This is a genomic window from Haematospirillum sp. H1815 (assembly GCF_012102705.1).
GTDB lineage: Bacteria > Pseudomonadota > Alphaproteobacteria > Rhodospirillales > Rhodospirillaceae > Haematospirillum.
In genome coordinates, this window is the sequence record NZ_JAAVTA010000011.1 from 42,460 (window position 1) to 56,102 (window position 13,643).

General features: G+C 55.7%; 11 protein-coding genes. 8 read left to right on the forward strand and 3 right to left on the reverse strand.

Going from position 1 to position 13,643, the window contains the following annotated elements:
- Together nadA and HEQ60_RS09305 are read right to left on the reverse strand one after the other, a co-directional pair.
- Positions 1 to 1,002, reverse strand: coding sequence for a quinolinate synthase NadA (gene nadA, locus HEQ60_RS09300; protein ID WP_168071411.1), 1,002 nt, complete (start codon positions 1,000 to 1,002; stop codon positions 1 to 3).
- A 176-nt stretch (positions 1,003 to 1,178) separates the two neighbouring features.
- A complete protein-coding gene (locus HEQ60_RS09305; RefSeq protein WP_322099332.1) occupies positions 1,179 to 2,219 on the reverse strand; it encodes an NrtR DNA-binding winged helix domain-containing protein in 1,041 nt (346 codons plus the stop codon).
- 187 nt (positions 2,220 to 2,406) lie between these two features.
- Between HEQ60_RS09305 and HEQ60_RS09310 the strand changes: the two genes are divergently transcribed.
- Positions 2,407 to 4,242: a sensor histidine kinase gene (locus HEQ60_RS09310; RefSeq protein WP_168071412.1), complete on the forward strand. Its 1,836-nt coding sequence runs from the start codon at positions 2,407 to 2,409 to the stop codon at positions 4,240 to 4,242.
- A gap of 37 nt (positions 4,243 to 4,279) precedes the next feature.
- Here the strand turns inward: HEQ60_RS09310 and htpG are convergent, their stop codons facing one another.
- On the reverse strand, positions 4,280 to 6,163 hold the full coding sequence (gene htpG / locus HEQ60_RS09315) for a molecular chaperone HtpG (protein WP_168071425.1): 1,884 nt from the start codon (positions 6,161 to 6,163) through the stop codon (positions 4,280 to 4,282).
- A gap of 385 nt (positions 6,164 to 6,548) precedes the next feature.
- Between htpG and HEQ60_RS09320 the strand changes: the two genes are divergently transcribed.
- The 7 genes from HEQ60_RS09320 to HEQ60_RS09350 all read left to right on the forward strand — a co-directional run bounded on the left by HEQ60_RS09320 (position 6,549) and on the right by HEQ60_RS09350 (position 13,580).
- On the forward strand, positions 6,549 to 6,887 hold the full coding sequence (locus HEQ60_RS09320) for an HPF/RaiA family ribosome-associated protein (RefSeq protein WP_167805152.1): 339 nt from the start codon (positions 6,549 to 6,551) through the stop codon (positions 6,885 to 6,887).
- Positions 6,888 to 7,017: 130 nt separating this feature from the next.
- On the forward strand, positions 7,018 to 7,893 hold the full coding sequence (locus HEQ60_RS09325; RefSeq protein WP_209315496.1) for a hypothetical protein: 876 nt from the start codon (positions 7,018 to 7,020) through the stop codon (positions 7,891 to 7,893).
- A gap of 215 nt (positions 7,894 to 8,108) precedes the next feature.
- Positions 8,109 to 8,936, forward strand: coding sequence for a substrate-binding periplasmic protein (locus HEQ60_RS09330; RefSeq protein ID WP_168071414.1), 828 nt, complete (start codon positions 8,109 to 8,111; stop codon positions 8,934 to 8,936).
- A gap of 266 nt (positions 8,937 to 9,202) precedes the next feature.
- Entirely contained in the window at positions 9,203 to 10,423 is a 1,221-nt protein-coding gene (trpB, locus tag HEQ60_RS09335; protein ID WP_168071415.1) for a tryptophan synthase subunit beta, read from the forward strand.
- A 14-nt stretch (positions 10,424 to 10,437) separates the two neighbouring features.
- The gene (gene trpA / locus HEQ60_RS09340) at positions 10,438 to 11,274 is read left to right on the forward strand and encodes a tryptophan synthase subunit alpha (RefSeq protein WP_168071416.1); all 837 of its coding nucleotides are present in this window, start codon (positions 10,438 to 10,440) and stop codon (positions 11,272 to 11,274) included.
- Positions 11,275 to 11,345: 71 nt separating this feature from the next.
- Positions 11,346 to 12,242: an acetyl-CoA carboxylase, carboxyltransferase subunit beta gene (accD, locus tag HEQ60_RS09345; RefSeq protein WP_168071417.1), complete on the forward strand. Its 897-nt coding sequence runs from the start codon at positions 11,346 to 11,348 to the stop codon at positions 12,240 to 12,242.
- A 24-nt stretch (positions 12,243 to 12,266) separates the two neighbouring features.
- Positions 12,267 to 13,580, forward strand: a complete 1,314-nt coding sequence (locus HEQ60_RS09350; protein ID WP_168071418.1) for a bifunctional folylpolyglutamate synthase/dihydrofolate synthase — start codon at positions 12,267 to 12,269, stop codon at positions 13,578 to 13,580.
- The last annotated feature ends 63 nt before the right edge of the window (positions 13,581 to 13,643 follow it).

Consider the following 13,643-nt stretch of genomic DNA (forward strand, 5'->3'; position numbering starts at 1 on the left):
TTACGAACGCCCGACAGCCAGCATCCGTTCAACAGATACCCGGGCGCGGCGTGCCAGTTCGGCCGGAATATCAATGCGTGGCTCCAGCGTTTGCAGGCTGTTTGCAATAGACTCCAGGGTAATGCGCTTCATGTGCGGGCACATGTGGCAGGATCGGATAAAGTCTGTTTCAGGATGGGACTTCATCAGATTGTCCCCCATCGAGCATTCTGTGATCAGAAGGACCCGACCGGGTTTCTCCCGTTCCAGGTAATCTGCCATCTGGGCGGTTGAACCGGCAAAGTCTGCGGCCTGGATCACGTCAGATGGGCATTCCGGGTGGGCAATTACAACCAGGTCATTGTTGTAGTCTTCGCGGATGCTGTGTATGTCCTCGGGACGATACTGTTCATGCACCTCGCAGGATCCATCAAAGGGGATAATGCGGACATCGGTCTGGGTCTGAACCCATGCTGCCAGATAACGATCGGGCAGGAACAGAACGCTGTCACTGCCGGTTTCGCGGGCAATCGCCTCCACAATTCGTACTGCATTTCCTGATGTACAGCAGATGTCTGCTTCGGCTTTGACGGCAGCCGAGGTGTTGACATACACACACACAGGCACCCCGGGCCATTGTTGTCTCAAGGCCCGGATAGCATCTGGTGTAATAGATTCAGCCAGTGAACACCCGGCGCGCATATCCGGAATAAGGACCGTTCGTGTCGGGTTCAGAAGCTTGGCTGTTTCTGCCATAAAGTGAACCCCGGCAACGACGATAACCTCCGCATCTACCTCAACGGCTTTCTGCGCCAAGGCCAGAGAGTCCCCCGTGATATCGGCAACGCCGTGGAAAATTTCCGGGCGCATATAATTATGGGCCAGAATAACAGCCTGACGCTCTGCTTTCAGGGCCTGAATGTGTTCGATAACCGGTGTTATCAGGGACCATTCCATTGGCGTCAGCATGGACTGCATGCGCGTATAGAGAAGGTCAAGATCCGGTTTCCGGGGCATATTCATAGGAAAAACTCCCGATGATTCCTTGCCGCCTGTGGGAAGCGGGCAGAATCGTGCTCATCCTGAGTATAATTAATATGCTCTTCTAGAGTATATTATGGAATGTGGCAAGAGGAATGTGAGCCCGGAAACAAAGATATGGATGTTTATGCCTGCTCTACACGATGTATATCAATGTGTTAGGATTGTTCTCCGCGTACAACCGGGACGCCAATACCCAGCGTGCGGCGTTCCAGGATAGCGGCGCGGCGGAATCGGAACAATTCAGCCGGACGACCACGTCCCTGGGTTTCCATTTTTCCTGTTGGTTCCACCAAATCCATGCTTGCGATGGTCCGCCGGAAATTCTGCTTGTGAACTGTGGTGCCAAACAAGGCTTCAACAACGCGCTGAAGCTGCAGCAGGGTAAAGGTATCCGGAACCAGGTCAAAAACAACCGGGCGCCATGCCAGCTTGCCCCGCAACCGGGTCAGGGCACTGGCCAGTACGCGCCGGTGATCCATTTCCATGGGTTTGCCCAAGGCGGCTATCACGTTTCTTTTGGTGTCAGGCACAGGTGGGGCTTTTTTGCCATTGGCCTGGGCCAAGGCATCGGCATCACGCCGGGACTCATGGACCAAGCCGGCTTCGTAGAGAAGTTCGTAGCGATCCAGGGCTCTGACAGGATCGAATGTGCCGGGGGCTGTTGTTCCGAAGGCAAGATCAATACGATCCAGACGGTGTTTACGTACGGAGCAGGCCTGTTCCTTTGCCCATGAGCGCAGGCATGGCATGATGACACGGTCAATCAGTTCCGGACGTCCTGCTCGCCAGTCCTCCCATGGTAGAAAGCTGTACCAGTCATGCCATGTTGCCTTGTTGTGCTTGTTGGTTCCTGTTTCGCGTGTCAGGGCCAGATATGCGATTGAAACCAAGCGTCCGGCTCCGTGTAGTTCATGCGGATCACGATTCCGGCCGCCGAACGTGTACAACTGCTCCACATATTGCAGTGCCAGGCCTGTTCGTGTTTCGACCCACTGCCGGCACCCATGATCAAGGCTACGATGGCTGGCTGGATCAAAGGGGCCGCAGGGCAGTGTTCCTGCAGAGGCATAATGGGTATGGCCTGTAACATCAAAGTGCGAAGGTTGATCTCTGGCAAGCAGGATCCGTGGAACATCGTCGGTCACTGCGGCGATGACCGCCATCAGGGACAGTGATACCGAAGGTGTATTGGACACAGGAAGCAGGCTCCACTCAGATCATGAAAGGCGTGATCGCTCCAGGCACCGGACGCCCGGACCATCCTATGCAAACCATCGGTTCTGGCAAGGGGGATGCTTGACCATACACCACAGGGCTTGTCCACGAGAACGCTTCTGCCATAATCGCGACCGGGCGGATGGGGATTGCCGGGGGAACGGACCAATGCTTGATATGCCAACGTTATGGGTATCGATGGTGGCGATATCAACCCTGATGGCAGTAACGACCGGCATAATGGCCTTTGCTCCAGGATGGCGCCCTATTATGGCACCTTTATGCCTGTCCCAGATACTCAAGGCCTTGGGCAGTTTTCTGCTTGCCCTGCGTGGATCTGCTGGGGACTGGTTGTTTGTCATTGTCGCCAATATTTCTTTGCTGGTGGTTATCGCCCTGTCTCTTGTCGTGGTCGACCGTCTCAGTGGTATGCGCCGTTCGTTCCGGGTTACATTGGCATCTGTACTGGGTGTTGTTGTTTTCGCTTTCCTGATTACCTGGTTCACGATTGTGGATCCCAGCTTGCCGGCACGTATGGTTCTTATGGGAATCTTTGCGGCTTTTTTCTGCTGGGTTGCAGCATGGAGGATGTTTTCATCTGTCGAAGGCGAAGCGGGCACGGTTGGTGCCATTATTCTTTTCTTTCTGGGTGTGGCCATGGGCAGCCGCGGAATGTATGGTGTTTCCCTGCCGCCCGGTATTGATTTTCTGCAGCTTGGTAATGTCAATTCCGTAACTATCCTTGTTGCGGAAATGCTGCAGTATGCTGCTATCGTTGCCTTCAGCTGGGTTATGACCAGCCGCTGGCAGGCAACGGCCGTGGCTGCGGCCCGGGCAGGTGCAAAGGCAGAGCGTGCACGCGAAGAGGCTGACGTCCGTTTTCAGGCTGTTTTCCGTCAGGCTGCCGTTGGTATTGCCCTGATGGATCTTGATGGCCGTATTGTTGTAGCCAATGATGCGTTTGTCCGCCTGTTTGGGTATGACGCCTCTGACCCTGTTGTGGGTCTTTCATGCCATGATTTTTCTTTCCCAGAAGATGTACAGGCCGAGCGGGATGTCATTTCCTCCATGCTCAGGGGCGAATGCACAGTCAGTCATGTTGAGAAACGCGGCTTGCATCGTTCTGGCCAGGTTATCTGGGTTGACCGGATGCTGGCCATGGTATGCCGTGCGGGTGGCGATCCGGTCAGTCTTGTTATGTCTGTTGTTGATGTGACGGAACGACGTCATGCTCAGGCTGCCTTGGTCGAGGAACGCGCGGCCCTGCGCTGTAGTAACAAGGATCTGGATCAGATTGCAGCCCTTGTATCCAGCCATATCAGAGGCCCGGCTTGCTCCATATCCGGCTATCTTGGCCTGTTGGAGCGTCGTATAGAATCGCTTCTGGGTGAGGGAGAGCGCGAGTATTTGCGTTTGGCATCGGAGGGTGCGTTATGCATAGACCGGTCCCTTGAGGGCCTTCTGGACTACATATCCCTGACACGTGTTCAGGTGCACGCCGATCAGGTCTCTGTCATGGATGTTATCAACGATGTTTGTGATGCTCTCCGGGGGCAGATTGAAGCCGCCGGCGCCTTGGTGCGGGTTATCGGTACGGATGCCGATGTGCGTTGTAACCGTGACATGTTGTGCCGGGTTCTTGGCAATCTTCTTGATAATGCATTGAAGTACAAGAAAGCAGGACACGCACCGGAGATACGCTTTTCTGTATGCTGCACAGAACAGGGAGTGGAGGTATCCATTGCTGACAACGGCATTGGCATTCCGGATGATGCGCAGGTCAATCTTTTTGATTTTCAGCTAGGTTCCAGTTCCGTGACAGAATGCGGACGACGTGGCATTGGGCTGGCTGTCAGCCGCAAGATTGTCGAGAGTTTCGGCGGTAGCATCCGTGTTTCGTCAGCTATAGGACGAGGCTCGACGTTTGTTGTCTTCTTGCCATTGACGGTATGTGACGACACGTCAAGGGCAGCGGCTGTTTACGAAGCCGTAGCGACAGCCTGACCGGGTTTTGTGGCACCGGTCAGGCTGTCTTTTTCAATTAAACCAGTCCTTGTTCCATCAGGCGAGCCATGCGTCCTGCAAAGGCGGCGGGGTCAATGGGCAGTTCCCCTTCAACAATCCGTGCCTGATCCAGCAAGAGAAACGCTGCATCTTCCAGTGCCGGACTGGTTGTTTCTTCATTGGCCCGGGCTGCCAGGCTGCGGATCAAGGCATGCCCTGGATTGATTTCCAGAACCCGTGCAGCGGCTCCATCTGTTTTTTCACCCCTGTGCTGACGCATCAGACGTTCCAGATGAATGGACATTTGGCCTTCGTCCGAAACAAGGCAACACACAGATGTTGTCAGACGTGACGATGGACGAACATCCTTGACCCTGTCGCCCAGTGTTCCTTTCAGCACGGCAACCAGCCGGTCCATTTGATCGGTTGGTGGCACGTCTTTTTCTTCGTCAGGCTTGCTGTCCTCGCACGCAATTGTATCCAAGTCGGCTGCGCCGCTGCTAACGGAACGGAACGGCTTGTCACGGAATGACGGCACCATGCCGGTCCAGAACTCATCAATAGGGTCAGAGAGGAGAAGAACCTCGATCCCGCGTGCAAGATAACCCTCCAACTGAGGGCTTTTGCGCAGGGCTTCTGTGGAATCGCCTGTTATGAAATAGATGGCTTCCTGTCCATCCTTCATGCGTTCCAGGTATTGTGTCAGGCTGACGGGTGTATCGCTGGCTGTGGAATGGAAGCGCGCCAGTTCCAGAATATCATTACGCCGCTCAAAGTCTTCGTACAGGCCTTCCTTGAGGACGGGGCCAAATGTTTTCCAGAAAACAAGCCAGCTGTCCGTGTCATTGGCCTTCTTGCTCAGATCGGCAAGGAGACGTTTGACCAGGCCCGTGCGTATTTTCGATACCATCGGGTTGTTTTGCAGCATTTCACGGCTGACGTTCAGCGGTAGGTCCGCACTGTCCACGACGCCACGCACAAAACGCAACCAAGCTGGTAGAAGTTCTTCGCAACTTTCGGAAATCAGGACCCGGTTGGCATAGAGCTTCACATGCTGGCGACGGGATGGTTCGAACAAATCCAGAGGTTTTTCGGACGGCACGAACAGAAGAGCCGTGTATTCCAGAGTTCCTTCAGCACGGTAATGCGTTGTCATCCATGGTGTGTCAAAGGCATGGGCAACGTGCTGGTAGAAGTCCTTGTACTGATCCTCTGTGATGTCATTGCGGTTCAGTGTCCAGAGAGCCGAGGCGGTGTTCAGTGTTTCATCATCGCTTTTGCCATCGTTGCCGCCCACCAGAATGACTGGCAGCCCGATGTGCTCGGAATAGGACTTTACAACCTTGCGCAGGGTCCATCCTTCCAGGAAATCCTCCTTTGCATCTTCTTTCAGGTGCAGGGTAATGACGGTGCCGCGCGTGGCACCTGGGGCTTCTGTCACCGTGAAGCTGCCGCGCCCGTCACTGGACCATTTCCATCCCTCTTCTGAACCGGCCTTGCACGATACGACCTCAACCCGGTCGGCAACCATGAAGGCAGAGTAAAAGCCAACGCCAAACTTGCCGATCTGGGTCATATCCTTGCGGGCGTCGCCGGACAGTGACTTCAGAAATTCGCTGGTGCCGGAACGGGCAATGGTTCCCAGATTGGTGACAAGTTCATCACGGCTCATGCCAATACCATTATCGGCAACGACCAAGGTTCCCGCATCACGATCGGTTTGTAACCGTACGGCGAGGGTACTGTTTTCAGCAATCAGCTCAGGCTTGGTCAGTGCCTCATAACGCAGCTTGTCGCAGGCATCCGAGGCATTTGATATCAGCTCTCTCAGGAAGATGTCCCGCTGCGAGTAAAGAGAGTTTACCACTATATCAAGCAGGTTGTTGACCTCGGCCTGGAAGGTCATCTTTTCTTCGGTGATCGTCATGGTTTTCCTCTGGTCATCATGATTGCTTCGGTTGCAGGATGCAGTGCATCCGTTTTTTCCACAGGTAGGGGCCCATATGGTGGAGATTCCCATATTTTGCAAGGGGCAAGAAATATCCTCCGGTGAAGGTTGTTGATGCCTGTTGCAGCGTTGGGGAAAAGGGATCAGAATACGAGGGTAAGTGAATCAGAGTCGTCTTTATAAACAGACGGTTGTCTGAATTCCCGGGCGCGGCGTTGCGCCCCATAGATCTGGCCGTTGGGCATGATCTACGCAGCCCTTGGATGGTGTGCAGGTCAGCTCTGGTGGCCGGTGTTTTCAGCGCCCCACTGCTACCGCACGAGTAGAAGGTGGGGTCCGATCCAAGGGAGAGGCCTTGATGCAGATTCCCGTTCAGGTTTCCTTTCATGGTGTAGATCATTCCGATTCGGTAAAGCAGAAGGTGCATGACAAGGTCGCCAAGCTTGGGCGCTTTTGTCCTGATATTATCAGTTGCCGTGTCACGATAGGTAAGCAGCGGAAGAGCCCGCATGTCGAATATCACAAGGGAGAGCCGTTCCAGGTTGGTATAGACGTTGCCGTGCCCGGTGATGTGCTGGTGGTGCAACGCGGCCCCCATGAAAGCGATGGGGGTGAGGATATTGCGATCGCGCTCAGGGATGCATTTGAAGCAATGAGCCGAAAGGTCAGAAGTTATGCTGACCGTCGGCGGGCCTAGAGCCAGCAGGCACAATGACAGTACGTTATTCTGAATTTCTGCCTTCGTCCTCCGCTACAACGGGGGACTTTTTTGCGTATTATGTCACATGGATTGTGCCATTCATTGTATTCGTGTCATGGTAGTGTCTGTGCGCAAAAGTACTCTGGCTTGCATGTTGGGTTTCCGTCTGATGTTTTCTTGGCGTCCTGTCCTTACACTTTCACTGATTATGCTTTTGGTATCTGGATGTGTACAGAGTCCAGAGTCTGATGTTGCTGATACATCGGCGCCTGTTTTGGAGAAACGCTACTTTGGTGCGCCTTCTGCCTTGCATGTTTCGCAAGATGGAGAAGCGAAAGTACCAGTTGGCGCTCCGCATGACGCTTCTTCCCTGCCTTTTGTTGATTTCAGTGCGCCTGAACCAAGACCGTCTCCGCGTCTTGCTGAAGGTGACCATTCCTCAGTTGCTGATTTTCTGTCCCGTCCTCCCACAGTCCCTCCAAATTCTGGTAATGGACAGAATATCGACAGCAATGCACGGTGTCCGGTTGCGATTGAGGGTGCACTTGATGCTGTTAGCGGTTATCTGGCTTTGCCGCCGTCGCGCTTTGATGAACGTGCGTGGGTTGAGCATGCGTTGCGGGCAACAGCCTTTGCTGTACATGCCTGTGAGGGAACGCGCGGAGAGCCCATCGCAACGTACTGGCGGGCTACATCATTTTTTCTTCATGGGCAATACCCGCGGGCTGCCTTGTATTTCCGGCGCGTGGCACAGTCTCGATCCGTGCTGAACGCTCACGGCTATCCTTTGGCCCTGGCTGTGCTTCTAGAGACCTGCCAAGCTGACAGGGAAGGGCTGGATGCATACCGACTGGCCGGCCTGCACGAGACTGCGGGGCTTTGGCATTCCGCGGCCGGTTTGTACAGGCAGGCCACGTCCGGCTCTTGTCGCTTGCTGGTAGAAAGGGCAGAAACGCGCCTGGTTGCCTTGGGGGATCATGCCAAGTCATTTGCACAGCACTAGGAAGATCCTGCTTTATGGTGCACATAATGTTTGTACGGAGATATATCCGTAGCTGTGTCCAGTTCTTATACTCGAAGTTGCCTTTATAGCAGGTTCCAGGGTCGGTCATTTATCCCGTCAGACAGCCAATCCAGAACGTTCTTGCGGTGTTATTGGTGGCGTGTTCCACTGCCATCGGGGAAAAGAACGGGGTGCTACGGCAGGAGAGTGTCGCAATGGCTTCTTTCTGGGGATGTCCAAGGCGTTTTGGTGCGGCTGTATGTGCTGCTCTTGCGCTTCTTCTGGCCGTTGATGGGCCGTTGCGCCCGGCAGAGGCATCCGGCCCCGTCATGCGCTGGGAACGTGGAACATGCAGCCGCCCCCTGTATTTTGGCATTACGCCGGACTGGCCGCCTTACCAGTATGTCAGCCCCAGTGGTTCCCCTTTGGGCGATGATGTTGCGCTTATTCGCGAGACAGCCAAGGCCCTTGGGTGTCCCTTGGTTGTTGAAATTACCTCTTGGAGTCGCCTTCTCAGTGGTCTTCTGTCGGGCAAGATTGATGTGATCGGGGGGGCCTCCTGGACCAAGGAGCGGGCCCGGAATCATCATTACAGCAGTCCGTATCGCCAGGAGACGCTGGGTCTGTTTGTTCGCAGTGCGGACGTGGGGAAGCTGACCTTGACTGGTTTGTCCTCGTTCATTGGAACACCGCTACGGCTTGGCGTTGTAGCTGATACCTACATCGGTGGAGAGTATGAAAAGCTGGTTGATGACCCTGCTTTCAAGAAGGTTGTTGTTGAAGATCCCCGGCAGGACCAGTTTGCCTTGGTGGCAACCAAGCGGATTGATGCATTCCTGACAGACAGTGGATCCGGCCTGTATTCCATCTATAGAAACGGGCTGGATGATACGGTCACGTTGTACCCTGGCTATCTGCTTGATAATGGCCCTGTCTATTACATGTTTGGCAAGGCATCGGTCGATGCAAGCGTGATTCCTCCCTTCAACAAGGCGCTTGAGGATGTGCTGGCCCGTCGGAGCGCAGCGGGTACCCAGCAGTAGAATAGCGATGCCTCTTGCGTCCTGGTTCAGGATGTGCGACCGTTCTCCCTGTTCGTTTACGGTTGCCGTGGGAGCCGTGTGTGTTTCCTCTTTTCTCCTTGTTGTCAGCAGGGCGCGTGTGGCGTCGGCCGCCGATGCGGTCCATGCGGCGCTTGGTCTTGAGCGCTACAGTCTGGACAGGAACAGGGGCCTGGTAAAAGGCTGCCCCGTGGGATTGGCTGCTGTGCCATTCCCTTGTTTTCCTGTTTTGATGAGACGACTGTTCAATGACACATCATCCAGATTCCTCCTCCCTGCGTGGGGGAGCCGATTCGCGCGGCCATTTTGGTATCTATGGTGGCCGCTATGTTGCAGAAACCCTGATGCCGCTGATCCTGGAGGTTGAGGAGGCTTATAATACCCTTCGCCGAGATCCCGCGTTCCGGGCCGAGTTGAACCAGCTGTTATCCGCCTATGTTGGACGTCCCAGTCCGCTATATCTGGCCCGCAGTCTGAGTGACGAGCTGGGTGGGGCCAAGATTTACCTGAAGCGGGAAGACCTCAACCATACCGGTGCCCACAAGATCAACAGCTGCCTGGGGCAGATTCTTCTGGCCCGTCGGATGGGGAAGACGCGTATTATTGCCGAAACCGGTGCAGGTCAGCACGGGGTTGCAACCGCAACGGTTTGCGCCCTGTTTGGCTTGTCCTGCGTCATTTATATGGGGGCGACAGATATCGCCCGGCAGCAGCCCAATGTTTTCCGCATGAAACTTCTGGGGGCCGATGTCAGGGCAGTCCAGAGTGGTGCTGCAACCCTCAAGGATGCGATGAATGAAGCGCTGCGGGACTGGGTTGCCCACGTCCGGGATACGTACTACCTGATCGGGACTGTTGCCGGTCCGCATCCCTATCCGAGCATGGTACGTGATTTTCAGTGTGTTATTGGCGAGGAAACCCGCGCCCAGATGCAGGGTGAGTGTGGGTCGCTTCCAGACAGCCTGGTGGCCTGTGTTGGTGGTGGATCCAACGCCATGGGCTTGTTCCATCCCTTTCTTGATGACCGTGATGTCCGCATTATCGGGGTGGAGGCAGCGGGGCATGGCCTGGAAACGGGCAAGCACGCCGCCAGCCTGGCCGGGGGGCGTCCCGGTGTTTTGCATGGCAACTGTACCTCTATCCTGCAAGATGATGATGGGCAGATTGCAGAGGCTCACTCCATTTCAGCAGGTCTGGATTATCCCGGGATTGGTCCGGAACATGCGTGGTTGCATGATACAGGGCGTGTTGAATATGTATCGGTCACAGACGAGGAAGCATTGGAAGCCTTTCATCGTCTGACGCGGCGGGAGGGTATTATACCGGCTCTTGAGTCAGCGCATGCCTTGGCGCATGCCATCCGTGTGGCACCGGATTTACCGCAGGATCATCGGATGGTGGTTTGTCTGTCCGGGCGGGGGGACAAGGACATGAACACTGTGGCTGCGGCCATGGGGATTGCGCTGTGAAGATGGAGAGACCAATGCACACCCATACATCGACCCTTGTGGTCAATCGCTTGGATGATTGTTTTGCCGACCTGAGGCAGGCAGGGCGGGCTGCTCTTGTGACCTATATTATGGCCGGTGATCCTGATCCGGCTTTGTCCCTGGAGGTTATGGCCGGTTTACCGGCAGCCGGGGCTGATATCATCGAGCTGGGAATGCCCTTCTCGGACCCCATGGCTGATGGTCCAACCATTCAGGCAGCAGCCGGTCGTGCTTTGAAGGCGGGTATGACCCTGCCGGGTACGCTGGAGCTTTTGAGGCAATTCCGTCGGCAGGACCGCAAGACGCCGGTTGTTCTGATGGGGTATTACAATCCTGTTTATTCTTACGGGCCGGCCCGTTTTGCTGCGGATGCGGCGGAGGCTGGTGCTGATGGTGTGATTCTTGTGGATCTTCCGCCCGAGGAAGCCGAGTCCTTTGTTGTGGATCTTGCTCATAACGGCCTGCATATGATTTGCTTGGCGGCCCCTACGACGGACAGTCGCCGTTTGTCGGTCATACTGGACCGTGCGGGTGGTTTCCTTTATTACGTCTCTGTCACGGGAGTAACCGGGACCGTCCTTGCCGATGTCGAAGAAGTTCGTTCTTCTGTCGATCGCCTGCGGCGGATGACCGATTTGCCTGTGGCAACGGGTTTCGGGATTCGTACGCCGGATCAGGCAGCCGCCTTTGCCCGATTTGCCGATGCCGTTGTCGTTGGCTCTGCCCTTGTTGAGGTGATTGCCGACAAGGGCAAAGGGTTGGGGCAGGTGCCGACAGCGCTTGGGTTTGTAGCCTCTTTGGCAGAGGGGGTGCGCTTGGCGGGGAAATAGGGTATACGCTCTGTCCTGCCCCCGAACAGGTGGGTTATTTTATAGTCGAGGCAACACGGGATTTCCCGATAATGAACTGGCTGACCAACTTCGTCCGCCCCAAAATCCAGCAACTGGTTCGTCCCAAGGATGTGCCGGACAATTTATGGGTCAAGTGCCCTTCGTGTGAGCAGATGGTATTCCATCGCGAGCTGGAGAAGAACCTCCATGTTTGTACGCACTGCGGCCATCATATGCGGATTGCCGTCAAGAAGCGGCTGGAGCTGCTGTTTGATGATGGAAAGTACAAGCGGGTTGAACTGCCCAGAGTGGCGGAAGATCCCCTGCGCTTCAAGGATCTGAAGAGCTATTCGTCCCGGCTTCGCGATGCCCGGTCCAAGACCGGGGAGCATGATGCGATTATCGTGGCAACCGGTACGATTGGCGGTGTTGAAACCGTTGTCGCCGCCTTTGACTTTGCCTTCATGGGCGGATCGATGGGTATGGCTGTCGGTGAGGGCATTGTTACTGCAGCTGAACTGGCTGTAGTACAGGATGCGCCCTTGATCGTTGTGCCGGCATCCGGGGGGGCCCGTATGCAGGAGGGGGCGCTGTCCCTGATGCAGATGGCTCGTACCACGGTGGCTGTGGACAAGGTTAAGGAGAAGGGCCTGCCCTACATTGTGCTCCTGACGGACCCAACTACGGGCGGGGTAACGGCAAGCTTTGCCATGCTGGGGGATATTCATGTGGCTGAAGCCGGTGCCGTTATCGGGTTTGCCGGTGCCCGTGTGATTGAGAGCACGATTCGCCAGAAGTTGCCCGAAGGGTTCCAGAAGGCGGAGTATCTGCGTGAGCATGGTATGGTTGACATTGTTGCCACCCGGCAGGAGCTGCCCGGGGTCTTGGGGAATATCCTGAATCTTCTGCGGCACCGGGGGCCGGCGGGACAGGTGGTGCCGCTGCGTTCACGTTTTCCGGCGGAGTGACGGGCAGGAGTAAAGGAACGGTTGATGTTGATCTCTCCCCCCGTCGTGGGTCCGGACTGTGTTCTGGAGCGCCTTATGGCGCTCCACCCCAAGGCTATTGATCTTTCCCTTGACCGTATGTGGTCTCTGCTGGGGCGTCTCGGGAATCCACAGAACGCTCTGCCGCCGGTTGTCCATGTTGCCGGGACCAATGGTAAAGGCTCGACATTGGCAACGATGCGGGCTTTGCTGGAGGCAGGTGGCCTGCGTGTGCATGCCTACACCTCTCCGCACTTGGTTCGCTTCAATGAACGCATTGTTCTGTCTGGTTCACGGATTACAGATCAAGCCTTGTCTGCTCTTCTTGAAGAGGTCGAGGCTTGTAATGCCGGGCAGCCCATTACGTTCTTTGAGGTGACAACTGCGGCAGCTTTTCTGGCTTTTTCGCGCGTACCGGCTGATGTTGTTTTGCTTGAAACCGGTCTGGGTGGTCGCCTTGATGCGACCAACGTTGTCGAGAAACCCTCGGTGACTGTTCTGACTTCTATCTCTCTTGATCATCAAGCCTATCTGGGAGATACGGTTGCGGCCATTGCTGCAGAAAAGGCCGGCATTATGCGTGCCGGGGTGCCGTGTATCAGCATGAAGCAGAAAGCAGATGTGCTCCCGGTTCTGGAGTCTTCTGCGTCCGCAATCGGGGCACCGATCCTGTTGCAGGACAGGGACTTTTCCGGTGTGCTGCATGATCGGTCTCTGGTTTATACGGGGTTGAATGGGGCGGCTCATACTCTTCCTGCCCCCGTTCTGCCCGGGGGGCATCAGGTCCATAATACTACTCTTGCCCTGGCCGTGATTGAGCAGCTTGGCATGGTCCCATCTGATGCGTGGGGGCGTGGGCTGCCACGTGTCGTCTGGCCTGCGCGTTTGCAGAACCTGGGTCAGGGACCTCTGTCAGGTCTTTTGCCAAAGGGGTGGGATCTTTGGCTTGATGGCGGTCATAATCCGGATGCCGGGTTGAATCTGGCAGATTACATCTGTGCACAGTGGCAGGACAGGCCGCTGGATCTGGTTGTTGGTATGATCGATACCAAGGATGAAGGTGGTTTTCTGGCACCCTTGGTCCGTGTTGCCTCTCGTATCCGAACTGTTCCGGTGCAGGGAAGCTTGGCGGGTCGTTCTCCCGAACATTTGGCACAGGTAGCCCGTGGTCTTGGGGTAGAGGATACGGCTGCCTGCGCCGATGTGCCGGCAGCGCTGGCAGGCCTTGCGGAAAAAGCAGGTGATTCCCCACGGCGTGTCCTGATCTGTGGCTCCCTTTATCTGGCTGGTAATGTTCTGGCCCGCAATGGTGGGTGCTGAGCATAGCAGCCCGCGTGGCAGAACATAGGTGATGCCGGCTATGACCCCGGCACCATATCTCTG